Origin of the sequence: Leptolyngbya sp. Cla-17, assembly GCF_016807185.1 — a bacterium.
Taxonomy (GTDB): domain Bacteria; phylum Cyanobacteriota; class Cyanobacteriia; order Leptolyngbyales; family Leptolyngbyaceae; genus ULC077BIN1.
In genome coordinates this window covers 2,066,165-2,090,809 of sequence record NZ_JAEVYN010000001.1, presented here as the reverse complement: position 1 = coordinate 2,090,809, position 24,645 = coordinate 2,066,165, and the positions used below count along the sequence as shown (strand labels likewise).

General features: G+C 47.5%; 24 protein-coding genes, 1 tRNA gene and 1 pseudogene. 11 read left to right on the top strand and 15 right to left on the bottom strand.

The features are described 5' to 3' along the window. Positions 1–33 precede the first annotated feature (33 nt). The 4 genes from JOY44_RS09315 to JOY44_RS09300 all read right to left on the bottom strand — a co-directional run bounded on the left by JOY44_RS09315 (position 34) and on the right by JOY44_RS09300 (position 3,159). Complete coding sequence (locus JOY44_RS09315) at positions 34–1,026, bottom strand: ABC transporter permease (RefSeq protein WP_171573310.1); 993 nt, start codon at positions 1,024–1,026, stop codon at positions 34–36. A gap of 9 nt (positions 1,027–1,035) precedes the next feature. Continuing rightward, positions 1,036–1,335: a hypothetical protein gene (locus JOY44_RS09310; RefSeq protein WP_171573309.1), complete on the bottom strand. Its 300-nt coding sequence runs from the start codon at positions 1,333–1,335 to the stop codon at positions 1,036–1,038. Positions 1,336–1,477: 142 nt separating this feature from the next. Continuing rightward, positions 1,478–2,527 carry an ABC transporter permease gene (locus JOY44_RS09305; protein ID WP_171573308.1) on the bottom strand — a complete coding sequence of 350 codons (1,050 nt, stop codon included), beginning with the start codon at positions 2,525–2,527 and terminating at the stop codon, positions 1,478–1,480. A 119-nt stretch (positions 2,528–2,646) separates the two neighbouring features. Further along, complete coding sequence (locus JOY44_RS09300; RefSeq protein WP_171573307.1) at positions 2,647–3,159, bottom strand: adenine phosphoribosyltransferase; 513 nt, start codon at positions 3,157–3,159, stop codon at positions 2,647–2,649. A gap of 243 nt (positions 3,160–3,402) precedes the next feature. Between JOY44_RS09300 and JOY44_RS09295 the strand changes: the two genes are divergently transcribed. From JOY44_RS09295 to JOY44_RS09280, 4 genes are all read left to right on the top strand, one after another. After that, on the top strand, positions 3,403–3,597 hold the full coding sequence (locus tag JOY44_RS09295) for a hypothetical protein (RefSeq protein WP_171573306.1): 195 nt from the start codon (positions 3,403–3,405) through the stop codon (positions 3,595–3,597). Positions 3,598–3,789: 192 nt separating this feature from the next. Beyond that, positions 3,790–4,299: a helix-turn-helix domain-containing protein gene (locus tag JOY44_RS09290; protein WP_171573305.1), complete on the top strand. Its 510-nt coding sequence runs from the start codon at positions 3,790–3,792 to the stop codon at positions 4,297–4,299. Continuing rightward, positions 4,293–4,862: an IS630 family transposase gene (locus JOY44_RS09285; protein WP_171572047.1), complete on the top strand. Its 570-nt coding sequence runs from the start codon at positions 4,293–4,295 to the stop codon at positions 4,860–4,862. Before JOY44_RS09290 ends, JOY44_RS09285 begins: the two co-directional genes overlap by 7 nt. Then, positions 4,841–5,559 (top strand): IS1 family transposase gene (locus JOY44_RS09280; protein ID WP_197985172.1). Its coding sequence is split into 2 segments (ribosomal slippage): positions 4,841–5,135 and positions 5,135–5,559, totalling 720 coding nucleotides; the frame shifts between segments, so codons are not numbered across the junction. Before JOY44_RS09285 ends, JOY44_RS09280 begins: the two co-directional genes overlap by 22 nt. A gap of 69 nt (positions 5,560–5,628) precedes the next feature. Here JOY44_RS09280 and JOY44_RS09275 read toward each other — a convergent pair. Next, on the bottom strand, positions 5,629–6,864 hold the full coding sequence (locus JOY44_RS09275; RefSeq protein WP_171573304.1) for an LL-diaminopimelate aminotransferase: 1,236 nt from the start codon (positions 6,862–6,864) through the stop codon (positions 5,629–5,631). 104 nt (positions 6,865–6,968) lie between these two features. Between JOY44_RS09275 and JOY44_RS09270 the strand changes: the two genes are divergently transcribed. Next, on the top strand, positions 6,969–8,114 hold the full coding sequence (locus JOY44_RS09270) for a hypothetical protein (protein ID WP_203031958.1): 1,146 nt from the start codon (positions 6,969–6,971) through the stop codon (positions 8,112–8,114). Positions 8,115–8,144: 30 nt separating this feature from the next. Here the strand turns inward: JOY44_RS09270 and dnaB are convergent, their stop codons facing one another. The 3 genes from dnaB to JOY44_RS09255 all read right to left on the bottom strand — a co-directional run bounded on the left by dnaB (position 8,145) and on the right by JOY44_RS09255 (position 10,446). Next, positions 8,145–9,497, bottom strand: coding sequence for a replicative DNA helicase (gene dnaB, locus JOY44_RS09265; protein ID WP_171573302.1), 1,353 nt, complete (start codon positions 9,495–9,497; stop codon positions 8,145–8,147). A gap of 344 nt (positions 9,498–9,841) precedes the next feature. Beyond that, positions 9,842–10,300, bottom strand: a complete 459-nt coding sequence (gene rplI / locus JOY44_RS09260) for a 50S ribosomal protein L9 (protein ID WP_171573301.1) — start codon at positions 10,298–10,300, stop codon at positions 9,842–9,844. Between the two features lie 73 nt (positions 10,301–10,373). Beyond that, positions 10,374–10,446, bottom strand: a tRNA-Val gene (locus JOY44_RS09255). Between the two features lie 396 nt (positions 10,447–10,842). Between JOY44_RS09255 and JOY44_RS09250 the strand changes: the two genes are divergently transcribed. After that, positions 10,843–11,649 (top strand): fumarylacetoacetate hydrolase family protein, encoded by an 807-nt coding sequence (locus tag JOY44_RS09250; protein ID WP_171573300.1) that lies wholly within the window; start codon positions 10,843–10,845, stop codon positions 11,647–11,649. Between the two features lie 12 nt (positions 11,650–11,661). On the opposite strand, the gene JOY44_RS09245 is transcribed toward JOY44_RS09250, so the two are convergent. Both JOY44_RS09245 and JOY44_RS09240 read right to left on the bottom strand, forming a co-directional pair. Then, entirely contained in the window at positions 11,662–12,165 is a 504-nt protein-coding gene (locus tag JOY44_RS09245) for a Tic20 family protein (RefSeq protein ID WP_171573299.1), read from the bottom strand. Between the two features lie 115 nt (positions 12,166–12,280). Then, complete coding sequence (locus JOY44_RS09240) at positions 12,281–12,901, bottom strand: chorismate lyase (protein ID WP_171573298.1); 621 nt, start codon at positions 12,899–12,901, stop codon at positions 12,281–12,283. Between the two features lie 179 nt (positions 12,902–13,080). Here JOY44_RS09240 and JOY44_RS09235 point away from each other — a divergent pair, with 179 nt between their 5' ends. The 4 genes from JOY44_RS09235 to JOY44_RS09220 all read left to right on the top strand — a co-directional run bounded on the left by JOY44_RS09235 (position 13,081) and on the right by JOY44_RS09220 (position 17,379). Next, positions 13,081–14,406, top strand: a complete 1,326-nt coding sequence (locus JOY44_RS09235) for an ABC transporter substrate-binding protein (RefSeq protein ID WP_171573297.1) — start codon at positions 13,081–13,083, stop codon at positions 14,404–14,406. A gap of 88 nt (positions 14,407–14,494) precedes the next feature. Beyond that, positions 14,495–15,403, top strand: coding sequence for a carbohydrate ABC transporter permease (locus JOY44_RS09230; RefSeq protein WP_171573296.1), 909 nt, complete (start codon positions 14,495–14,497; stop codon positions 15,401–15,403). Positions 15,404–15,436: 33 nt separating this feature from the next. Next, a complete protein-coding gene (locus JOY44_RS09225; protein WP_171573295.1) occupies positions 15,437–16,294 on the top strand; it encodes a carbohydrate ABC transporter permease in 858 nt (285 codons plus the stop codon). Between the two features lie 2 nt (positions 16,295–16,296). Next, a complete protein-coding gene (locus JOY44_RS09220) occupies positions 16,297–17,379 on the top strand; it encodes an ABC transporter ATP-binding protein (protein WP_171573294.1) in 1,083 nt (360 codons plus the stop codon). A gap of 14 nt (positions 17,380–17,393) precedes the next feature. Here JOY44_RS09220 and JOY44_RS09215 read toward each other — a convergent pair whose 3' ends face one another. The 4 genes and pseudogenes from JOY44_RS09215 to JOY44_RS31340 form a co-directional block, all read right to left on the bottom strand. Next, positions 17,394–18,827 carry a glycoside hydrolase family 13 protein gene (locus tag JOY44_RS09215; protein WP_171573293.1) on the bottom strand — a complete coding sequence of 478 codons (1,434 nt, stop codon included), beginning with the start codon at positions 18,825–18,827 and terminating at the stop codon, positions 17,394–17,396. A gap of 252 nt (positions 18,828–19,079) precedes the next feature. After that, positions 19,080–19,880, bottom strand: a complete 801-nt coding sequence (locus JOY44_RS09210; RefSeq protein WP_171573292.1) for an exosortase-dependent surface protein XDP2 — start codon at positions 19,878–19,880, stop codon at positions 19,080–19,082. Positions 19,881–20,603: 723 nt separating this feature from the next. Then, positions 20,604–21,623, bottom strand: a complete 1,020-nt coding sequence (locus tag JOY44_RS09205; protein ID WP_171573291.1) for a type I glyceraldehyde-3-phosphate dehydrogenase — start codon at positions 21,621–21,623, stop codon at positions 20,604–20,606. A 316-nt stretch (positions 21,624–21,939) separates the two neighbouring features. Next, positions 21,940–23,054: pseudogene (locus JOY44_RS31340) on the bottom strand (ISAs1 family transposase). A gap of 321 nt (positions 23,055–23,375) precedes the next feature. Here JOY44_RS31340 and JOY44_RS32345 point away from each other — a divergent pair. Further along, the gene (locus JOY44_RS32345) at positions 23,376–23,507 is read left to right on the top strand and encodes a hypothetical protein (RefSeq protein WP_281063288.1); all 132 of its coding nucleotides are present in this window, start codon (positions 23,376–23,378) and stop codon (positions 23,505–23,507) included. A 145-nt stretch (positions 23,508–23,652) separates the two neighbouring features. On the opposite strand, the gene JOY44_RS09190 is transcribed toward JOY44_RS32345, so the two are convergent. After that, positions 23,653–24,482 (bottom strand): IS1 family transposase gene (locus JOY44_RS09190; protein ID WP_171573290.1). Its coding sequence is split into 2 segments (ribosomal slippage): positions 23,653–24,138 and positions 24,141–24,482, totalling 828 coding nucleotides; the frame shifts between segments, so codons are not numbered across the junction. Positions 24,483–24,645 lie beyond the last annotated feature (163 nt).

The window sequence follows — 24,645 nt, the reverse complement described above, 5'->3', positions numbered from 1 at the left end:
CTCTTTCGCCTGTTCATTCAAGCGGCCAGTTAATTAATCTTGCTCAAATAGTTTACCTAATGCCGCTGGAGGGGTGCTATGAATCGTTTGACCGGCTGCACGAGCAATTCTAGGCGGCAACAGGTTAAGCAATCGCTCTAACCCATCACTGGACGACAACACCAGAAACAAAATCATCAGCACAAAAGGTGCCACCGTAAAGACCTGGGTTGGCATATTGGGAATTGTGCTTTGTGCCACGCTGGCTAACGATTGCAAAATACCAAATAAATAACAACTCAGGGCTACCCGCAATGGATTCCAGCCGCCAAAAATCACGATCGCCAGTGCGATCCAGCCATATCCCGCAGTGTGGCGATGACTCCAGCCCGCTTTAAAGTCCAAGGAAAAAGCGGCTCCAGCAATTCCCATGAGTGCGCCTCCAAATAGGGTGTAGAAGTAGCGCATCAATATCACATTCGTGCCACGGGCAAAGGCGGCAGCGGGTTGCTCTCCGATCGCCCGGAGCATCAAGCCAGAACGAGTGCGGTAAAAGTAAATCACCGCACACCCAACGAGTAAATAGCTGGCATAGACGAGCAAGTCATGCTGAAAAAACAGCGCACCAAACACCGGAATATCCTGTAAAAACGGAAGTTTGAAGCTGGGAACGGTCGGTCCAGGAATGCGAACAAATGGGTTGCCCAGAAACGACGATAAATCTGCACCCAAAAGAGCTAACACAAACCCGATCGCAACTTGTGACTGTTTAAGCGTCAATGCCCCAAATGCCACAATCAGCGCGATCAGCGCCCCGACAATCGCTGCTCCAGCAAACCCAAGCAGCAAACTAGGGGTCGTTCCCAATCCTTCAGTAGTTTTGGCGATCGCAAAGCCCGTCATGGCAGAGAGTAAAATCGTGCCTTCCGCCGATAGATTAATCACTCCTGCCCGTTCTGCAATCGTTTCACCGATGCAGGCAAACACCAATGGCGTAGAACTCGCGATCGCTACTGACAGAATCGGAATGACCTGAGACATATCCATGGACGACCTTCACCGCATTAAAAATTCCACCTTGGGCAACAGTGGATCTTGCACCATACCAATGCCTGTAAAGCCCCAACGCTTCAGAACGCCTCCCAACTGATTTCCCGAAGTTGTTTCCACCGCAAAGCGATCGGCTAGCTCTTTCGCATGGGTGTTGAGATAGCTCAGAGCGTCCGCATGTTCTTGAAACAGGAGCAGAAATCCGGGATCTGCCGGAGTGCGATCGCCCTCGCTGCGATGCGGGCGGGCTACTAGATATTGCCCATCTGCCCTAGAACGCACTAAATAGTAAGTTTGAGAAATCATATAGGGGTTAGGGGGTAGTGGTCAGAAGGCAAAGGAAGATGGTGTTGGGGAAGAGTTTTGTTTGGTAGTGTATCCCTATAGAAAATATTTTGTTCGCGCCGGGTTTCTGTAGGAAATAGTTTAGTTTTACATTTGCCAATCATCAATCGTCAGATCCTAATTTGATGCGTGGATCAACCACTTTCAACAGCAGATCAGCGAGTAGGTTGCCCACGATCAGCATGGCGGCACCAATCATCAAACTTGCCATCACCAGGTAAATATCTTGCGCCAGCAAAGCCTGATAAATCAGGCGTCCCAACCCTGGCCAATTAAAAAAGTACTCAGTAATAAAAGAGCCACTTAGCAGGGCTGCAAATTCAAATCCTAGTAGAGTGATCAGCGGATTAATAGCATTTCGCAGCGCGTGAATGTAAATCACTCGGTTTTCTGGCAATCCTTTAGCACGGGCAGTTTGAATGTAGTCTTGTCGCAAAATATCCAAGAGTTGCCCCCGCATAATCCGCTGGAGTCCTGCAAAGCTGGTGATGCTGAGCGCCAAGGTGGGCAGCACCATATGCCATGCAATATCGCGGATTTTGCCCAACAGGGTCAGGTCATTAAAATCAATGCTGGTCATGTCTCCCACGGGAAACAGCGGAGCAGTATTTTGGGCAAAGATCAGCAGTAATAATGCGGCAATGAAGCTAGGAAAACCTTGTCCGATGTAGCTAATGACGCGAAAGATGCGATCGACCAGGCGATTTTGATTGACGGCACCAATGATGCCCATGGGAACCGCGATCGCCCAAGTCATAATCAGCGACGAAATCGCCAGTAGCAGAGTCGCTGCCACCCGCTCCCACAGTAGCGACGACACCGAACGGTTGTAAACAAAACTGGTGCCAAAATTGCCTTGCGAAATCACCTGCCACAGCCAACGCAAATATTGATCCCACCACGGTTTATCCAACCCAAACTGTCGCTTAAGCTGTTCAATTCGCTCCGGTGAAATTTTTGGGTTTTCTTTGAGCGTGCTGAGATAATCTCCAGGAGCAAGCTGAATCAATGCAAAGCACAGCAGTGATGCCAGTAGCAGGGTCACCAATCCCTGCAAAACCCGCTTCACAATATACGCAAAGGTATCGCTGGTGAAAAAAGCTACCACCCCATCAAAGCCCGATGCCATCCGTTTTGGAGACGATGTACTCATGATTCTAAATAACTAACGTGAAGCATCTTGCTGCAATAGATTGGCTTAAGTCTAGCGGTTATTCACACACTCTTATTCACACACATTCATTCCCTGATACTGAACAGCAGGCACCCATCCTAATACTCCACTAGCGTAATGATGGGCACGTTTGGCAGATGCTGCCGTCCGTTCAAATCTTTCAATTCAATCACAAATGCACAGCCGACCAATGTGCCACCTGCTTGCTGAATCAGTTTTGCCGCCGCCCCCGCCGTGCCGCCTGTCGCAATCAGATCATCCACCATCAGCACTTTAGACCCAGCAGGATACGCATCTTGATGAATTTCTAGCTTGTCGGTGCCATATTCCAAGGCATATTCAATCGAATGCACAGCAACAGGAAGCTTGCCCGGTTTGCGAATGGGAACAAACCCTACGCCCATTTTGCAAGCGAGTGCAGTACCAAAAATGAAGCCCCGCGATTCCATGCCAGCCACATAGTCAGGAGCCAAATCAGCACAATGCTCTGCCATGGTAGCGATCGCATATCGCAATCCATCTGCATTGCCTAGTAGCGTAGTGATGTCTTTAAAGGAAATACCGGGTTTAGGAAAATCTGGAACTTCGCGAATGAGCGCTTTGATATCCATAGGTGGCATGTAGAAGATTAGCGGGTAGAAAAAGATAATACTTAAGTATTTGTTGGTTTATACCAGATCTTGCGTCCTGATGCTGTGTAAAAGGCTTTTCTCATCCTCTAAAGTGCCTATCAATAGCACTTAAAATTCGGCCCTTGTGGACTGGTGATTTAGATCACTGAGCATTCAAACCCTGATCACGCACCACTTTTATCAGGTAGAAGACAATATTTGAGTGGAGTTCTGTAGAGAATCATGAATCATATCAGCATGATCCGAAAGTTGGTTGAAGAAGCCCTTCATGTCAAAAGGCTAACTTGCAACATTGAAAATGAAATTAATTATGAACTAACGCGATTAGGGCATATTTCGGATTCAGACTTTGAAGCGCTCGAACTGCTAATGGCAGAGATGGATGCTGGGCGCATTGCTCTGGTTCCCAGCTTATAGTCACTGAACAGCAGCTTGAAGCGATTTCTTCAAAATTCGGTGGTCCTAAAGATGTAAGGATAGAGAGGACAAAGTTAACTCCATCAATCTATGTCAGTTGCTCAGCCTCCGTATCCTGCTTGTGATACCCAATTTAAATTGAGTAAGCGGCAAATGGACTAGACTGAGCGGAGTTGTTTGGAGAGTCTAGTCATGGCAGGTGTAACGTCAATAGACGTGAAAGAAAGTTTGGATGACTTAGCTCAACAGTTGCGGCAAGCCGAAACGCCAAGCGCTAAAGAACGATTGCAAGTGCTCTACTGGTTGAAACAAGAGAATGCGCCGAGCATTAGTGCGATTGCCAAAGCGGTCGGGAAACATCGAAACACGGTGCAAAGCTGGCTATTGATGTATCGCACTGGAGGAGTGGGGGCGATGCTAGAAATCAAGAAATCGCCGGGGGGAGTGCGAGTGATACCCCAATGGGCAGAGGATGCTTTGGCAAAGCGGTTACGACAGAGACACGGCTTTCAAAGTTATGGAGCAGTACAACAGTGGTTGGCAGAAACCTTGGGAGTAGAAGCGGAGTATCACGCGGTCTACCAAATGACCCGCTATCGGCTCAAAGCCAAGCTAAAGGTTGCTCGTCCTCAAAATTGCCAGCAGGATAGTGAACAGCGATCTGCTTTTAAGCAAACCTCAAGGGCGACCTCAGCTTGCTGAGTCAGTATGCTCGCCACCGGGGGCAGGATGAACGTCCCATTCGCTATTTTGCTCAGGATGAGAGTCGTTTTGGACTGCATACTCTGATGGGACGATTGATCACGGCGTGTGGCATCAAACCGATTGGGCAGTGGCAGTGGTTGTTCAAAGCGTTCTGGCTCTACGGGGCGGTTGAACCTGCCACGGGAGAGTCCTTTTTTCTGCAATTTTCTCATGTTGATACCGAGTGTTATCAACGATTCTTGAATGAATTTTCCAACGCTTATCCGGATAGTCTGAACGTCTTGCAAGTGGATAACGGGCGGTTTCACAAGGGTAAAGCGTTGGTGGTGCCAGAGAACATCATCTTGTTATTCCAACCGCCTTACTGCCCTGAGCTAAATCCTATTGAGAGGTTGTGGGAACATCTCAAGGCAAGTTTGAAGTGGGCTGCGTTCAAAACGCTCGACCAACTACAAGTCAAAATCGATCAACTCCTGGCTGAGTTAACACCACAAGTAATTGCTTCTCTCACAGGTTATTCCTTTATCCTGGATGCCCTATCTGCCTTGAATACTGTTTAAATTGGTATGACTCAAGCCATACAGTCAAAAATGGCAAAATCCATAACGGCAAACAGAACTTTAAGTGCCGCGACTGTGGCAGACAATTCGTTCAAGACCCCCAAAACAAAATAATTGATCAGACCACTAAAACTCTGATTGACAAATTGATGCTAGAGAAGATTCCTTTAGCTGGGATTGCCAGAGTAGCAGGTGTTTCAGAAACTTGGCTGCAAAGCTATGTCAACGCGAAATATCAGAACGTACCCCGTCAAGTGAATGTGCGGGCTAAAAAAAGGGGCGCTTAACCATCGAGTGCGACGAGATGTGGTCGTTTGTCGGCAAAAAAGATAACAAGCAGTGGATCTGGTTGGCATTAGATGTCGAAACGCGAGAAATTGTCGGGGTGTATGTCGGTGAGCGGAGTCGGGATGGCGCACGAGGATTATGGGATGCATTGCCAGCGGTGTATCGACAGTGTGCCGTCTCCTACACCGATTTCTGGTCCGCTTACAATCAGGTGTTTCCTAGTAAACGCCATCACAGTGTGGGCAAGGAGAGTGGCAAAACTAGCTATATTGAGCGGTTTAACTGCACCTTACGGCAACGGGTATCGCGCTTAGTCAGGAAGACATTATCCTTTTCCAAGAAATTGGAGAACCATATTGGTGCCATTTGGTACTTCATCCACCACTACAACGCAGCCTTACTTGTTTAGCACTACCCAAAATTCAAGGCTTTAGGGCAGGAAAACCTGCCCCGGATGTCTGATTCTTCAAAATGAAATCTAAACTTTGAACTTTTCAGTGATGCGTCGCATCGCCTCTTCCACATTTTCGCGACTGTTAAACGCAGAAATTCTAAAATACCCTTCACCTGCGGCACCAAACCCAGAGCCAGGGGTGCCTACCACATTGACGGTATTCAAAAGTTTATCAAAGAAATCCCAGCTAGACAGATTATGGGGCGTTTTTACCCACACATAAGGTGCATTCACGCCGCCATATACTTGAATTCCCGCCGCAGTCAACTGATTGCGAATGATCTGAGCATTGTCCATGTAAAAGCGCACTAATGCCTGAACTTGGTTTTGCCCGTCGGGTGAATAAACCGCTTCCGCACCTCTTTGAACCACGTAGGACACGCCGTTAAATTTGGTGGATTGACGACGATTCCACAGCTGCCATAGCGATACATCCGAGCCGTCTGCGGCTTTGCCCATGAGCGTTTTGGGAACCACGGTTAAGGCGCATCGAGTGCCCGTAAACCCTGCGTTTTTGGAGAAAGAACGGAATTCGATCGCACAGTCGCGCGCTCCTTCAATTTCGTAAATTGAGTGTGGCAACTCTGGATCGGTAATAAATGCTTCGTAGGCGGCATCAAAGAAAATGATGGAACCGTGGGCTTTGGCATAGTTAACCCAGGCTTGTAAATGCTCTCGTGTGGCAGTGGCTCCTGTGGGATTGTTAGGGAAACAGAGATAAATCAAATCTACCTTTTCGGAGGGAATGCTGGCGGTGAAGTGGTTTTCTGCGGAGATGGGCAAATAGACCAAGCCACCATATTCGCCGCGATCGTTCACATCGCCTGTATGCCCTGCCATGACGTTGGTATCAACATAGACGGGATAAACGGGATCGGTAACGGCGATCGTGTTCGTGTCACCAAAAATATCGAGGATGTTGCCACAGTCACACTTAGAGCCATCGGAGATAAAGATTTCTGAGGCATCAATGTCACAACCTCGCGATTGAAAGTCAAACTGGGCAATTTTTTCACGCAGCCACCCATAGCCTTGTTCAGGACCGTAGCCTTTAAAGCCGTTGCGATCGCCCATTTCTTCCACAGCTCGAATCATCGCTGTGCGGCAGGCTTCCGGTAAGGGTTCCGTGACATCGCCAATTCCCAGTCGGATTACTTTCGCATCGGGATTGGCCTCGACAAAGGCATTCACTCGGCGCGCAATTTCTGGAAACAAGTAGCCCGCTTTGAGCTTGAGGTAGTTGTCGTTAATCGTGACCATAAGAATTGCTAAAACTCAGTACAAGGGCTGCTCGTTCTATTATTCCGAACAATGATGCAAAAAGCAGCCAGAATAAAATAGCGCAGGTGGTACGGGTTAAAAAGATGGCGCAGCGGAATGAGGCAGAATTGGCGAATCACGAGGATTACCAGGAGATCGCGGCGTTACTAGAAGAAGCATTGCCAGATCCTCAGATTCAGGTAAAAGTGCAGCGACGGCAATCCTGCTTGCGGGTGCTATTGGAAGGGCATCAGATTCCAGAGCAAGCAGCGGTGATCGCCTGCATTCGTCAAACCCTAGAACCTGGGCAGCCTAAGGGCGTCACTCAGATCGAGATTTATGCACGGTATTTGGGAGCCACTCAACTTGCATGGCGCAAAATGTTGACCCTACCACCAGTTTTAGATTCGCCCTTTGCTGACGAATTTCAGACTGAAGGAACACAGCGTCAGGCGGCGGCTTTTTCTGAAGTAAAGGCTGTACCAGAGCGATCACGCCGTTTGAGTCCCAGAGCAATTCATTCCTCTGGGTGGGGCGCATTGGGCACAGGTTTGATTTTGGCAATTCTGCTGATAATCAGTCCGCTGAAGCTGCTGTTCACTGGTTTTTTGGTAATGGTGCATGAGTTGGGTCATGCAGTGACGCATTGGCTGTTTGGTCGTCCTGCCTTACCCACCGTGAATTTACTCTATGGGGGCGGCATTACGTTGGTGTTTGAGCAGTCGCCAGCAGTGATTGGGCTGATTTATTTCGGCTTCGCGGTGTTTGCCTATGGGTGTCGCGCTTATCCCAGACTGCTCGGCGTACTGGCTGGACTTGCGATTCTATATACCCTGTGTCTACGCACCTCAACTAATACAATGCTCTCAACGTTTATGGGACACGGGATGGAGTTAGTGGCGATCGCTCTTTGTCTTTATTTTTCTGCCAGCGGTTATATTTGTCGTGTGGTGGGCGATCGCTCTATTTACGCAATGCTGGGCTTCTTTACTTGGTTTTACGACATTCAGTTTTCCTGGAAATTGATCCACGACGAAGATTTTCGAGCTTTCTATGAAGGCGGCATTGGCGGTGTGCTAGATAATGATTTTGTGGTTTTGGCAACCGAGCATTTTCAAACCAATTTATCCGCGATCGCCCAATGGTTTCTGATTTCTTGCATCCTAGCGCCAGTTGTTGCGTTTCTAGCGCTGCGATACGAATCCTGGCTGAAACGAGGGCTACACGCTTTAGTACAGCATCCTGATTGAAAATTAGTTCAGTCAATAACTATAAATTGACTACATTCGATTGGGAGCCGCCAAGTTGCGAAACTGTGTAAACTGTGACTCAAATAAGAGTTTGACCGTTCCGGTCGGACCATTCCGATGCTTGGAGATAATCACCTCAGCGATGCCGCGATCAGGAGTGTCGGGGTTATAGTACTCATCGCGATACAGCATCATGATTAAGTCGGCGTCTTGCTCGATCGCACCTGATTCCCTCAAATCACTCATCATCGGTCGTTTGTTGGTGCGTGATTCTACACCGCGGCTCAACTGAGATAGAGCAATTACTGGCACGCTGAGTTCTCGCGCCAATGCCTTCAGTGATCGCGTGATTTTGGACAGTTCTTGCACACGGTTGTCACTGCCACCATCCATCAACTGCAAATAGTCCAGCAAAATCAGCCCCAACGCTCCACCCTGCTCTGCTTGAAGCCTGCGCGCCTTTGAGCGAATCTCTGTAACGCTAATATTGGGCGTATCGTCAATAAAAATCGGCACTTGTGACAGGGAGCTAATCGCATGACCCAAAGGTTCCCATTCCTGCTGACTGACCCGCCCCGAACGCAGCCGACCGCTTTCAATCCGTACTTCACTTGCCAATAATCTCTGCACAAGCTGCTCTTTTGACATTTCCAGGCTGTAGATCGCGACGGGCAGCTTATGAAACGCCGCAATGTTCCGCGCAATATTCATCACGAAGCTGGTTTTCCCCATTGAGGGTCTGCCTGCCACAATGATCAGATCCGATCGCTGAAACCCTTGGGTCATGGCATCCAAATCATAGTAGCCGCAGGATAATCCGGGTAATACCATCCCCAGAGATCTGCTTTCGATGTCTGTAAAGGTATGGGTCAATATATCCGCAGTTGCCGTTAAACCCGCTTGGGGACGATCTTGCGTGATGCTAAAAACTTTTTGCTCAGATTGATCTAGAACTTGGGGCAAATCCTGAGAGGAATCATAGCCCAACTGAGAAATTTCGCCGCCAATCTGAATCAGTTTACGTCGCATATGCTTATCGACCACCAGAGCAGCATACTGGTCAATGTTGACTGCGCTCACGGTTCGATCAATTAACTGAATCAGCTTGTTCTGGCCTCCCACCTTTTCCAGCAAGCCGCGATCGCGCAACCATGCCGAAACGCTCATCAAATCGGTGGGCATCCCTTTGTTTTGCAGGGCTAGAGTTGCCCGAAAAATCTCTTGATGAGCCGTCAGGTAAAAGGCTTCTGGACGAATCAGATCGGCTACTCGACCCAGCGCCTCAGGATCTAGAAAAATCCCTCCCAAAATGGCTTCTTCAGCATCAATATTTTGAGGCGGAATGCGATCGTTGAACGTCTGAAAGCTGAGTTCCTGAACCATCACAAGTAGCCCAAAAGAGATTAACCATTATATCAACTGAGCCAAGCATCACTAGCAGGAGTTCAGTCCAATCACTATACCGTTGGATCGCAGAAAATTCCAACTACATTTAGAGTTTATAGCTAATGCTTAGAATACTTAGACGCTACCTATGGAAAAAATGTTTTGTCTGCTTTTTAAGACCGTCAAACACTTTTCAATACTTATGTACTATTCTACACGACCTTGTAATGAGCGTAAAGGGTCACTTTGAAAGTGCTAAGGCAGAGCAGATCGGTATGAATCAAAACAGGGCTGAGCTATTGCCCAACCCTGTTTTGATTCCATTAAATAAAAGCGATCGCCTAAGCAGGAACGACTTGAATTTTAACTGTTGCTGACACTTCAGGGTGAAGCTTAATTTCTGCTGTGTAAGCCCCTAGCTGATGAACATCAGGCATTGTGATTGTACGGCGATCGACTTCTTGTTTCGTCAGTGACAAAATTGCATCTGCCACTTCTTGAGTAGTCACCGTTCCAAAAATTGCGTCGTTTTCACCTACTTGCTTAGCAATACTGATCGTTTGCATTGCTTCAATCGCTTTCTTGATCAACTCAGACTGCTGTTTTAATTCTGCAAGACGTATGCGCTCCTGCTCTTTGCGACGCTCTACTTGCTTTAGTACACCAGGACTCGTGTGAACTGCCAAACCTAGGGGTAGCAAATAATTTCGAGCATAGCCGGGAGCAACTTCTACTAAATCGCCAGACTTACCTAGTTTACTGATGTCTTTATTAAGAACTAATTGAACACGCTTTGACATAATCACACGAACCATCAACGACTGAAGGGGTTTAAAAAGGCTGTTTGTTCAAAGAAATTGAACAGTCTTCTAATGGGCAGTGAGGGACTCGAACCCGCGACGTCCTGCTTGTAAGGCAGGCGCTCTACCAACTGAGCTAACCGCCCAATCATGCCTAACTGAGGCACGGAAGAATATCTTAGCAGAAGTCTCTTGTTACTGCTAGGACTCTTTCCAAAAAAAGCGATTACAAATCCGAGAATCTAGTCAGTGTTGACTCTCTTTCTAGTCTCTAGATTAGATAGCGTTCAGGCAATCCACTCCTGCCAACTTGCAAAAATGAAGTATCAAGTAATTTGATTTGCTAGAAACCGTTCAGTTGAGAGTCCTTAAGCCTCTGGGTTCTCTTCATCAACTGTCAAATTCCAAATCAAATTCCAAATTTATTATTTGTCTGCGGCTCAAGTTGCTGTCAAAATCTCTTGCAACTTCTCTTTACATAACCCAATAAGAATCCCCTGGATAGATAATTTCTATTATGCAATTCACGACTTAGGCAAACTATGGCACAGCGATACGTTCGCGTTCTAACAAACGATGGGCAGATTCATTACGGGCTTCTACAGGTTGACCGTCAGGTTCGCGCTTTAGATGCTCCCCCTTGGTTAGAAGGACAACCCATTGATCTTGAACTGACTCCAGATAGCTACCAAATTCTTGCACCTTGCTATCCATCCAAGGTTATAGCAGTGGGAAAAAACTACGCCAACCATGCGTCAGAAATGGGGACACCTGTGCCTCAAGAGCCACTTTTATTTCTCAAGCCGCCGACTTCTGTGATTGCATCAGAGGGAGCAATTCAATATCCAGTTCAAACTGAGCGGGTGGATTATGAAGGAGAGTTGGCACTGGTGATTGGCGATCGCTGCCTCAACTGCACCTCGACAGAAGCCCACACCAAAATCTGGGGTTACACCATTGCCAATGATGTTACTGCGCGCGATTTGCAAAAAAAAGATGGCCAGTGGACTCGTGCCAAAGGCTTTGATACCTTTTGCCCTTTGGGTCCATGGATTGTGCGAGAAATCAATTCCAGCGCTCGCCTACAAACCTTTCTAAACGATGATCCGAATCCTGTTCAGTCTGCCCAAATTGATGAAATGGTGTTCTCGCCTGATGTGTTAGTGTCTTACATCAGTCAAGTAATGACGTTGCTGCCAGGGGATGTTGTGCTAACAGGCACTCCAGAAGGCGTTGGAGCAATGAAGATTGGCGATCGCGTTCGAGTGGCGATCGAAGGAATTGGGCACCTCGACAATTTTGTAATTGATAGAGAATCCCCAATTGTCAAGGAGATCGAAGCATCTTAATCTCGAAGCACCTTAATATCGCACTTGGCTATATGCCGCTTCCGAAATCGTAGGAATTTCAGCATAGCGACCCAACGCTGATTGCACGATGGAATATCCAGCCGATCCAACTGCTGCCAAAAATAGGGTGTTGAAAAGGGTCTGCGTCACAATGCTCGTTACTGGAAAAATGGGTGCAAGCACCAACCGCCAGACGATTGAAAACAGGCTTAGCACAATTCCAATCAGAATCGCCTGCATGACATTGAAGCGAATAAAGTGTGAAATTTTGTCATTACGAACAACGAGCATATACAGCGCAAAGAAAATAATCAGCGGCATGAATCCGCCAAATCCATAGTAAATGCCGATCAAGGGCTGCAATGGCAAATAGATAACACGCAACAGTGGCTCTAAAAAAGAGCCTGAGCCATCAATAACTCGACCAACAACCCCAAAAACATCTAGCAGAGGCAGCAAATAAGCCAAACAGGAAAAAATGCGATCAGAAGGGGATACAGAACCACGCCAAGACATATTGTGTTTCTCCAGTTTTAGTGTTTAGTGATATTAAATTCTTAAATATTGCCCATCTTGAATACTGCTAAGGATAGCGCAGGTGCTTATGGATTGGGTGATTGGGTGTTGGGTTTCAGATGCGAATGCCTGCGGTTGCTGCGCCCAAATATTTTTCTAGATAGGGCGAAAACACTTCATAGATCAAAGTAAGCGGCTGCCCATGATGCCAGAAGAGATAGTGCCGTCCCCAGAAAGGACCTGTTTGCCCGAAGGCACGTTCTAGCTCAGCAGAATGTCCGTAATATACACCCTGCACATCTCGATACAGTTCAGTTCGCAACCGGGCAAGGCTTGCCCAAATAGGCAGCGATCGATTTTGCAGGTACTCATCCACATGGCTGGCTTCCCACCAAGAAGTTGCATAGGCAAGACGCTGCCCTGAAGCAGTTCGCAGCCATACTTGACGGCGCAAGCGTGGGCTAGGAAGCACCTGAATTTGCTTCGGCGCTCCATCCGATTCCATGCCGATCGCAGACATGTCAATCACATCCACTTCAGTCGGTTCTCCAGTCAAGAGCTGAAGATGCCGAGTGGGGGAGCCATCGCCCAACATCAACATTTGCCATGCTGGAGCAAGCTGGTTATGGGGCAACCCTTGCTGGATGTCTGCCTTAGTGGCTTGCCAAAGGGGTGTTAGGGAATACCAAGTCTTTGGCAACAGGGCACTATCAGTTGGAATAAAGGTTGTAGTCAATTTTCTTTACACAACTTAACCTCTTTTCAATCATAGCCTCTTGAGAGGAGTGAATAGCGAGTGCTGTGATTTGTTGAGAAGTGGGTAGAGAGAAACTTTTCAGCGTTAAGATGCGATCGCGGCAAATTTTGACTCCGCACTTTGGACTCCGCACCTCACACTCAACATTTCTTCTGCTCATGCTCTTTCTCTCTGCGATCGCTCGCTTTCTCACATCTCGCATTCCTTCACCTACAGTATCTCGGCGGATAGGCTGGGTGATTCTCTGTTTGCTGACTGCGCTTTTAGTTGCTATACCTGTGCTGTCTCAGCAGCCAGTAACGCTGAAACTGTTGATGAGCGCGCCCGATGTGCCGCCCTGGACAAATTACCTGGTGAAGGAATTTGAAGCGCAGAATCCAGGCATTCGCTTGCAGGTGATTGAAGGTCCGAATAATGTCAGTCTGCTGGAGGATCTATACACCACCGCGTTTTTGCTAGGTGATTCTCCTTACGATCTGGTCAATATGGATATTGTCTGGACTCCCAAGTTTGCAGCGGCAGGTTGGCTAAAAGATTTGACAGACGAGTTTTCGGAGCAGGATTTGGCACCTTTTTCGCCATCAGCGATCGCGGGTGGACGCTACCAAAATCGACTCTACCGCTTGCCGACTCGCAGCGATGCTGGAATGTTGTACTATCGCAAAGATTTACTACAAGCAGCTGGCTTTGAACCACCTAAAACCTTTGAAGACGTAGAACGCATCGCTAAAGCCTTGCAGCAAAACCAAGCCGTTCGTTGGGGTTACTTATGGCAGGGCAAACAATATGAAGGTGCTTCCGCCATGTTTGTCGAAGTGCTGAAAGGCTTTGGTGGCTTTTGGGTAAATCCCGACACGCTTGAAGTTGGGTTAGATCAACCCGAAGCAATTCGTGCCGTCGAGTTTCTGCGCAACACCGTCAGCCAGGGTATTTCTCCACCCGGCGTAACAACCTATGTGGAGGAAGACACGCGCCGCATTTTTCAAAACGGGGAAGCTGCCTTTCTACGAAATTGGCCCTACGCTTGGTCGCTGCTCAACGCTGACAATTCCCCGGTTAAAGGCAAGGTGGGCATCATACCCATGATTCCTGCCGCTGGACAAAGTGGTGGGTCGTGCTTAGGCGGTTGGGGCTTGGGTATTGCTAAAACCTCCAAACATCCTCAAGAAGCGCTCAAGGCAATTCGCTTTTTGATTGGTGAAACGGCTCAAAGACAAGTCGTGCTGGATGCTGGCTATGTGCCAACTCGTGAAGCGTTATTCAACAATACTGCCATAGTCGCAAAATACAGTCACTATCCTGATTTGCAGAAAGTGGTGAAAAATGGCGTGCTACGGCCCCCGATCGCCCAATATGCTCAAGCCTCTGACATCCTTCAGCGCTACCTTAGTGCCGCTTTGACCAATCAGGAATCTTCAGAGCAAGCCATGAAAGGCGCAGCAGCGGAGACAAGACGATTGGTGGCAGCGGGAAGGAAGGCTTAGAAGTGCGAAGTGAAAAGTGCGAACACTGAACACTGATTCTTGAATGACTGGCTATACACTGAACCCAAAACACCGAACCTGAACGCGCATGACCAGCAAATCTACTATTCGATCGCAAGAACAACGGGCTGGGCTTTACCTGATCTTGCCTGCGGTGGTGGTACTGATGGTGGTGTTTGCTTATCCAATTGGGCGATCGCTGTGGTTGGGGTTTTTTGCCCAAAATTTGGGAACCGAGTTGAAGTCTGTGTTTGTCGGCATCAGCAACTATGTCCGGATTTTTGGGGATGGGCACTTTTGGCAGACGTTTGGAATTACGGTGCGGTTTACAGGGCTATCAGTGCTGCTGGAAGTGATCTTGGGCGTTGCTATTGCGCTGGTGCTAAATCGGACGTTTCGGGGAAGAGGTATAGTGCGGGCGATCGCCCTGCTTCCTTGGGCCTTGCCTACCGCGCTGATTGCTCTCGGCTGGACATGGATTTTCAACGATCAGTACGGCATTGCCAACGATATTTTACTTCGGCTTAATCTCGTACAGTCGGGCATCAACTGGCTGGGGGAACCCTTTACCGCAACTCTAGCGCTGGTTGTGGCAGATGTTTGGAAAACCACACCCTTCGTTAGCGTTTTGCTGCTGGCAGGATTGCAATCGATTCCGGGTGACCTCTATGAAGCTCATTCGCTAGAGGGTGCTTCTTCCTGGCAAAGCTTCTGGCAGATTACGTTGCCGCTGTTGTTGCCTCAAATTTTCATCGCAGCGCTGTTTCGTTTTGCTCAAGCTTTTGGCATTTTTGATCTGGTTCAGGTGATGACAGGCGGCGGTCCTGGCGGCTCTACAGAAGTGGTATCGCTTTATATTTACGCGAATGCCATGCGCTACCTGGATTTTGGCTACGCCTCCGCGCTGATTGTCGTCACCTTTTTGCTGCTAATAGTTGCCATTTTGGTCGGCAGTTGGCTGATTCGGCGATCGCGCCGAACCTCTGGATTCCTCTAAGTAATTCCTTTATTTCCTTGGTTCTTACTTCCTATGTCTTCTCATTCACTGCCCACCAAAAAGACAGGCCCAAACGGCATTTTCCACTGGCTAGCCGTTTTTGCTCTTTGCCTGTTTTGCCTTGCGCCCGTGTTGTGGCAGGTGCTGACTTCCTTTAAAGTGAACGCCGATATTGCGGCGATTCCCAATATTTACCTTCCCACTCGTTTGACGCTGAGCCATTACATTGAGTTATTTACCCGCAAACCCTTTCTGCGCTATCTGCTGAATAGCACTTTCGTCTCCCTAACTTCGACCATCGTGTGTTTGGCAATTGGAACTCCCGCTGCCTACGCGATCGCCCGCTTGCGCCCTGTGGGTGGAAAATTAATCCAGCTTGGCGTGTTACTCGTCACTTTATTTCCGAGTATTTTGCTGCTACAAGGCTTGCTCGAAATTATCCAGTTTTTCCATTTAGGCAATAATTATTTGGCATTGATCATTCCCTACACCGCCATGAATTTGCCGTTAACGATTCTCGTGATGCGGAGCTTTTTCGTTCAATTGCCTAAGGAGCTAGAAGATGCCGCTAAAGTGGATGGCTACAACACCTGGCAACTGCTGGTACAAATTCTCATGCCGCTGACTTTGCCTGCTCTCGTCACTACCGGCATTCTCACCTTCATCGCTGCCTGGAATGAGTTTATCTTTGCCCTCACCTTTATCACCGAAGAAACCATGAAAACGGTTCCGGTTGCCTCTGCTCAACTGGGTAGCGCTTCTGTATTTGAGATTCCCTACGGTCCGATCGCCGCTGCGACCGTCATTGGCACGATTCCACTGGTCATCCTGGTACTGTTTTTTCAACGGCAAATTGTGCAAGGGCTAACAGCAGGAGCGGTTAAAGGATAGTTATGGCAAAACTCCAACTGATTCACTTGAATAAAACCTTCAGTCCAAAAGTGGTTCCGGTCAAAGACATTAACCTGACCGTAGAGGATGGCGAATTTTTGAGCCTGTTGGGTCCATCCGGCTGCGGCAAATCGACGATTTTGCGAATGATTGCAGGATTGGAGGAGCCGACACGAGGACAGGTTTTGATTAACGATCACGATGTGACGCAGGTGAAGCCGGGCGATCGCAACATTGCCATGGTATTTCAAAGCTATGCGCTTTATCCCCATATGACGGTGAGTCAAAACCTGAGTGCGGGGCTGAAGTTGAAAAAAGTGCCCAAGGACGAAAGCGATCGCCGCATTCAAGATGTATCGCGCATTTTAGGACTGGAAGATCTGATGCAGAGCAAGCCGGGGCAACTTTCCGGCGGACAACGTCAGCGTGTTGCAGTCGGTCGGGCATTAGTTCGCAACCCGGATGTGTTTTTACTCGATGAACCTTTGAGCAACCTGGATGCTTTGCTGCGAGAAAACGTCCGCGCCGATTTAAAGCAAATCTTTGCCAGCCAAAGTGTACCCGTTGTGTATGTCACCCACGATCAAACGGAAGCAATGACGCTTTCTACTAAAGTTGCAGTCTTAAATGATGGTTATTTACAACAACTTGATACCCCCGATCGCATCTACAATCACCCTGCCAACCAGTTTGTTGCCAGTTTTGTCGGTAGTCCCCGCATGAACTTGATTCCAGTTCCCTGTCAAGCAGGACACGCGCTCCTGGGAACCTGCAAAATTCCGCTCCCGATGGGTGCCAAAGCGCAGCCTCAGATTATGCTTGGCATTCGTCCGGAGCACCTGCGCCCAGCACAATCCACCGACGAGTACACCCTTCAGGGGCAAGTGATTTTAGTAGAAAACTTGGGGATGTATAAACTAGGCAGCATTCGGATATCGAGCAATCAGGGATTGCCAATCGTGCTGCGATCGCTCTTGCCACCTACTGAAGACTGGCTGAACCAAGCTATTACCCTTGCCATTTCCCCCAAATCGCTCCACTGGTTTGACGTGCAATCGGGTGAAGCAATTGCTGAAGCACCCTAAATAGAACCCAGAAACTATCCCAAAATACAGCCGCTTCGTTTAGGTAAGCTAATTTGCAACTCGTCAGATGTTTGCTTCAAAGTACTTTCTCCGAAAAGTTGCTGTAGATGAGGCATTGCTGGCAAAGTTACCGTGGCAGGCTTAGTTCCAGCATTGACAGCAACTACAATGGTTTCGGTCGGCAAACTGCGCGCCAAAATATAAACGTCGCCTTGAGCGTACAGGGTCTTGTAGTCGCCAATCCTCAGAGCGGGGTGGGCATGACGTAATGCGATAACCTGGCGGTGGTAGTCTAAAAGGTCCTGATCCCAGTCGGCTTCGGCAGGAAAGCCGCGCCGCGAATCGGGGTCAATACCACCCTCTAAACCCACTTCATCCCCATAATAAATGCTGGGCGCACCAGGAAAAGTCAGTAGCAGCAGAGTCCCCAGTTTGACGCTATCTCTATCTTCGCCAGCAATGCTGAGCAACCGAGCCGTATCATGGCTGGCAAGCAAGTTCAGTTGAGTCTGGTGAATCTCCCAATCATAGAGCTTGAGCAGCTTTTGAATTTTGGCTGCATAGCCCTTTGCATCCAAAGCGGGATAAGGCGTGTAAGAGCGCCCTTCAACATACTTGCGGATGACGCGATCGCCCGCAGCAAAGGCGATCGTGGGTGCAGTAAATAGATAGTTCATCACTCCATCGAACTGGGTTCCATCTAGCCATTCACGCGAATCGCCCCAAATTTCTCCAACAATATAGGCTTCAGGATTGATGGCTTTGACGCGATCGCGAAACTCTTGCCAAAACCCAGGCGCTGTAATCTCATTGGGCACATCCAACCGCCATCCATCAATTCCCAGTTTCAGCCAATATTCGGCAACTTCCATCAGGTATTCTCGCGCGTTTGGATTGTCGTGATTAAACACAGGTAGCGCTCGATTATCCCACCAGCCCACATAGTTTGCCGGGCGATCGCCATCATAAGGAGCCAAAGGCCAGCCCTCGATCTTAAACCAGTCCACCCAAGGTGAATGCGGTCCATTTTCCAAAATGTCATTAAAGAAAAAGAAACCCCGGCTGCAATGATTGAACACTCCATCTAACACCACTTTGATGTCACGACGGTGCGCCTCATTTAGCAATTCCTCAAACGCAGCGTTACCGCCCAAAATTGGGTCTACCTGGTAATAGTCGTGCGTGTGATACCGATGATTGCAAGCCGATTGAAAAATCGGAGTGAAGTAAATTGCCGTAATCCCTAAGGTTTGCAAATAATCGAGTTTTTCGATCACACCCCACAAGTCGCCACCTTTATACCCTTGCAGCGTCGGCGGCACATGCCAGGGTTCCCAGGATGTCTCTTGCAACCAAGACTTGCGAGATTGAACCGCCCGAACAAAGCGATCAGGAAAGATTTGGTAGAAAACGGCATGTTTAACCCAATCAGGAGTTTGAATTTGCATAAAAGTTAAAAGATTGAGGAGTGGGGGTTCAGGACAAATTTAAGGAATTTAACTGATTCGCTTTGGTCATTATGGTGGCATTCATCTACTCATCACATTCACGAAGCCATTGTTAGAGTATCGAGATCCAAAATGAAGTGAGTCTGTCAATTGGCAGAAAACTCAAAAAAATAGGAGACACCTATGAAGGCATCTCCTACAACAACTGATCTCACTCAAACTTTAGCTATTGGCTTAGTCTTTGCTGTGAAACTATGCATCTACTTTAGATTGCTGTTTTTTCTTCAGACGGTAGCCCAAAGCCAAGCCGACCAGCGTACCGCCGATGGTGAAAGGTTCAGGAGCAGCTTCAGCAGAGCCACCCATCAGTTTGAAGTCTGCACCGTTGTGGGAAGCATTTGCACTGACTTGAACACCAAAAAATGAGCCTGTCAAACCCAAATCGCTTAAGTTCACACCCCAAGAACCGACTGTTTGAGCGGCACCAATTTCAGTCGTATCGATGCTGTATTTCGCATCTGTCTGTGTAAGGCGATCAAGGCGAAGGATATTTCCAATCACGGAACCATTACTATCTAATCCTTGAATGGAAAGGTCGCTGTTCATACCCCGTTCCCAGAGAAATAAACTGGAAACCGCCTGCTCAAACAGTAGGTTCATTTTGAATGAGCCGCTATCTTCGGTATCAATAATGTTATTCAGGTTGCGGTTACCCAAGCTAGTAGCCACATTTGCATTCGTTGCCAATTCTTTGGATGAACCCGATGCATTGTCGCCGCGATCGGAGCTAGCAGCACCACTATTTCCACCGTTCCACACATCATTATGGATGATCTGTGCAGACTTAACTAAAGCAAACTGATCGACAGTTTTACCATTATCCAATGTGACGGAATTTAGAAAGATATCACGAGTTGAATCAAGGTTGCCAGCCGAATCATAAGTGCCTGAAACGTTGCTGGAAAATGTAAATGCAGCTTGCGCCGGAGAGCCAGACAATACTAAACCAGTCGCAAAAACGCTCGCAGCACTGACAATTTTTTTGTAGTTCATAGCTAGGTATTCCGTTAAAACTATTGAATGCGGTTGTTCACCAAGTATGGACATCTTTTTTTGTATAGGAAATAGCAATTCTACGGTCTTTATCAATTCGATAAAAAATAGATTCGATTATAAAATACTGAAGAAACGAAGAGTTTCTAATAAGTTGAAAAAACGATTGAACTGCTTAGCACAAGTGATTTCTCTGGCTTGCTTAGAATTATTTAATTCAAAATAAACTAGACTTCGGTAGTTGTACAGGCGAATTTATTTAAGATTTTTTATTTATAAAAAAATTCTTGAAACAAAATCTTTTTTATCCCTAAATATACGGATTTGTTAACCCTAGAAAATGAGAAGTACCAGTAACTCTACGTTCTCAAATAGCTTTGGTATCGCTTCGAGAAGATTTGAGCGACCTATCATGGCTGTAAAGGCGGTTTGCGGAGTACTCCTAGAGGAAGTGGTATGCCTTCAAAGGAAGATCACTGCCGTAGGCAGACGGTAATCACTTTGCTTCTACTCACACGCCTTGTGGCTCGAGTCCGCTCAACAGCTCCCTTGAGACGCTGTAATTACTGGGCGCAGCTTGCTGGAGGGAATTAATTGACCCTCAAAGATTAAATAAATCTGCCTCAGACGTTATTCGGTTACCTTCACACAGCAAAAAGGGGCAGTCGGTTAGACTTACCCCAAATATCAGTTACTTCTACTTTCAAGCAGTTTGGAAAAAGGCTAAGCAACCCACTTTTGAGCCACTATTTCAGCTAAATCAACAACGCGCTGACTGTAGCCCCATTCATTGTCATACCAGGCAATTACTTTTACCAGGTCTCCGCCCATGACGATGGTTAAATCGGCATCGATAATTGCGGATTCAAATGTGCCTGCATGATCGCTAGAGACTAGAGGCAAATCACAATATTTGATAATGCCTTTCATTGAACCCTCGGCAGCGTTTTTCAGAACTTCATTGACCTGTTCAGCGATCGTGTTCTTCTCTACCTGAATAACCAGATCAACAATTGAGACATTTGGAGTGGGCACCCGTAAGGCAATGCCGTTTAGCTTGCCAGCAAGTTCAGGAAGAACGAGAGCAACAGCTTTAGCAGCACCTGTTGAGGTTGGAACAATGTTGATTGCAGCGGCTCGTGCCCGTCTCAAATCGCGGTGGCTGGCATCTAGCAAGCGTTGGTCACCTGTGTAACTGTGGGTAGTGGTCATCGTGCCTTTGATGATGCCAAAGTTATCGTTTAGCACCTTTGCAACTGGTGCAAGGCAATTGGTGGTGCAGCTTGCATTGCTGATGATGTTGTGCTTATCGTGGTCATAGTCGAGATGATTTACGCCGACTACAAAAGTTTTATCGTCGCCTTTTCCCGGAGCCGTAATCAGCACCTTTCGGGCACCTGCCTTCAGATGTTTAGATGCACCTTCTTTGCTGATGAAAACCCCTGTGGATTCGATGATTAGGTCAATATCCCACTCTTTCCAGGGTAGATTTTCAGGGTTGCGATCAGATGTGCATTTAACAACTTTTCCATTCACCGTAATACTGTTATCGTCGGCATCAATTTGAACGCTTTCATCCATTTTGCCGAGCATTGAGTCATATCTAAGCAGGTGAGCGTTCGTTCTAGGGTCAGATGTGTCGTTGATTGCAACGAGGTCAATTTGACTGTTCTCTCTGCTCAACCAGCAGCGCATGAAGTTACGCCCAATACGCCCGAAGCCGTTAATCGCTACTCTAATCACTGCGTCTTGCCCTCGGTAAACAAATTTTAGTTATTAAGAAAATCATAAGATGGGAGGTATCTCAGTGCAACAATACGCTTCGATATTTTACGCCAGAAGTATTGAGCCAAGCCACTTTTAAGGCTTAAGTAATTTATTTTTTAAATTAAAGTTATCTATCTAGAAAAGCTAAATCAGGTTGGAACTGACAACTGGGTAGTGAGGTAATGGCGTACTGAGTCTGGAACGAGGTAGCGAAGCGATCGCCCTTTTTGCCAATAATCTCGAATTGAACTGGAAGAAGTTTCTACCATTGGCAGTCGCTAGAGATGCAGGGTTATTTCATTCTAAATAGCTTCTTCAACAACTTCAGCCCATAACCTGCTTTCCGCCTTGCCTGTGCCATATTAGTTTCTCCGGCATCCCGATAGAGGTTGAGGGCTAGATTCCGGGCAGTGGCAAATAGGACAGGTAGTGCGCTGACTCGGATTCTAGAACCATCTTCGCCTTGAGTCACATCTCGCACATGATGGACTTTATTCTCAACGTGCCAGTAATCCCGTATCCGTCGCCCAAACTGTTCGACTGTTTCGTCTAACGAACTGATGTAATAACGGATTTCAGGCTTTTTAATCAAGATATATTGCCCCTTGAGGATGTGCCGATAGCTCTTGACTCGAATAATGCTTCGTAATCCTGACCATTCTTCTGCTCCGGGCAACCCATCCCAGGTCTTCCACAAGCTGACGCTTCGGCGTTCGACTCGACCATGCCCCGTTTCAACGCAATTAATATGGGATTCGGACTGAAATTGTGCCGTAATTGCAGCGTAAAAATTGCCGTGGTTTCCTTTCAATGCGCCGAGATAGTCGTTTTCAGAGTCGATGATTTGCGCAGATATTTTTTTTGAGTGTTCAAAGCGTCGAAAGCAAACACCACTCCGCGTTTTGCCAGTTGCTCTAAGATCGGCGGAATCGCTTTAATTTCATTACTTTTGCAATCCACGGGCTGGGGAGGTAGGATCAGTCCTCGTTCCACGACGTATGCCGTGACTAATTGAATCGCAGGATGAGATTCTGTCGTACTCGCGTTCGTCTCAATCTGGTAAGAACCCCGTAAGACCTTACCATCAAGAGCGATCGTTTCTCCCGCTTTCGGTTCTATTGTGAAGAACTCTGAGATACAAGCTCCGTAGGATTGATAGTCCAGCGTTAATAGCACCCGACGGATCGTACTATAGGATGGTAGTCCATGTTTCGGTGACCCAAACAGGAGAATCAGGGATTCACGGTATTCCTCTAACCAATCTCCCATCGCGATAAATCCGCCACAGCCTGCACTGATCGCTAAGGTAAACAAGGCTAAACAGACGGCATACTGATGACGGCTGCCCGCGCCTCGGCGGGGGTCGGGTAGGTGAGAAAATACTTCTACGATTGCAAGCGTACTCATCACGATCAAAGGGGGGAGAATGGACTTCCATACTCTGGACCCTATGCTCACCTACTGTCTAGAATGAAATAACCCTGGCTAGAGATGCCAATGGAAAGGAACTTTCTGCTCTGTAAAGTAGTTTGCAACTTGCTGGCAGACTGTAAAAGTATTTTGGGTATTTCTGGATGCGACTAACCCAGTACATTGAGCGGCTACGGTAACGCTGTTGTACCAGTGGGGTAGAGATTGAAAGGCATACAATCTGATAATCCAGTGCCAATCGGATTGTGGATATAAAGCTGCTAAATCATGCAGCGTGGTTAAAGCATAGGAATTGCCTTGACGCTGGTCACATCAGAAACCAAAGTACTGGGTGGTGCGCGATCGCCTGTTTCACCATTTCAAATCGGTGCTCAAACCTTAGTAATTCAATCGATTTGTAAGAAGGTCGAAAAGTTGGCACCTAGATAACACCACTCAACTCAAACTGAGCTAGGGCAGTTTCAGCAATTATAAAGATGTCCCCAATGGATTGGTTAAAGGTTCCCCCAAAAATTCCTATCCTTTGTTTTGATTTGGGTAAAGTCTCCACATCTAAAAGCCAGTGGGTAGTGCACTAAAGGATTGTGGGGTAGGTAACGACATCCTGCCAGGTCCAAGGCTGCTCAGCCAGTTTTGCTCGTTGAGCCGCAGTTGTTTTGAATCGACTATGCCGCCAAATCCAATTGAAATAGCTGACTACTAAGCGTGTTGTCACTTTCGTTTGCTCCCACAGCTTGCCGAACTTGTTTTGCCTGCGGTGCCATCGAGCAGTTTGTTGTCGGACGATGCCGTTGGTTCGCTCTAAGCGCTGCGTTTTGTCTTTGCCAACATAGTGCAGAATTTCAGGCGGAAGGACTCGTTCATAGCCTCCCCAGTCATCACTGTTCCACTGTTTGCAAGCCGTTTTTCCCTGTGTACTAATTACCAATTCCTCAATAAGTTCGTCTGTATGCTTGCCCACTCGTGCCGCTAAAATCAGTCCACTGGAGTCCGCTAAACTCAGACCTATCCAGCAGTCTCCCACTTCTAATTCATTGGAAAGACATTGCTTCTGTTTTTTTGCACGAAAGACCACATCTCATCCGCACTCACCTCTGCGGTTGCCACTTGCTTGACCTGGTCGTTATGAATTAGCTGAGCCTTGGCACTCGATGCCCGAACAATACTGACCACGGTGTTGTATGCCAAGCCTGTAATTCGGCTAATCCCTCGTAAGCTGCTGCCCTCACTATGAGCTTGTAGCACCTGCTGAACTTGTTCCGGACTCACTCGTCGCCAGTAGTACAGCGTGTCAAAGCTCTCACAGAAGGTTTGCTGGCAGTGAGGGCAGAAATAGCGTTGGTGTCCATTGGGCAGCTTGCCATGCTTATGACACTTAGGATGACCACAAAGTCGGCATTCCATAGCTTCTTGAGGGGAAAGAATTGATCCTACTTTACCAAGCCCACAATCCTTTAACGCACAATCAGCCAGTGCAGGATTGAAAAACTTAACTTTTCAAACCCTACTGAAATTTGCCGAAAATGAAGATGTGCTGCAAAAGATCAATTAATAAAACAGCCTTAAT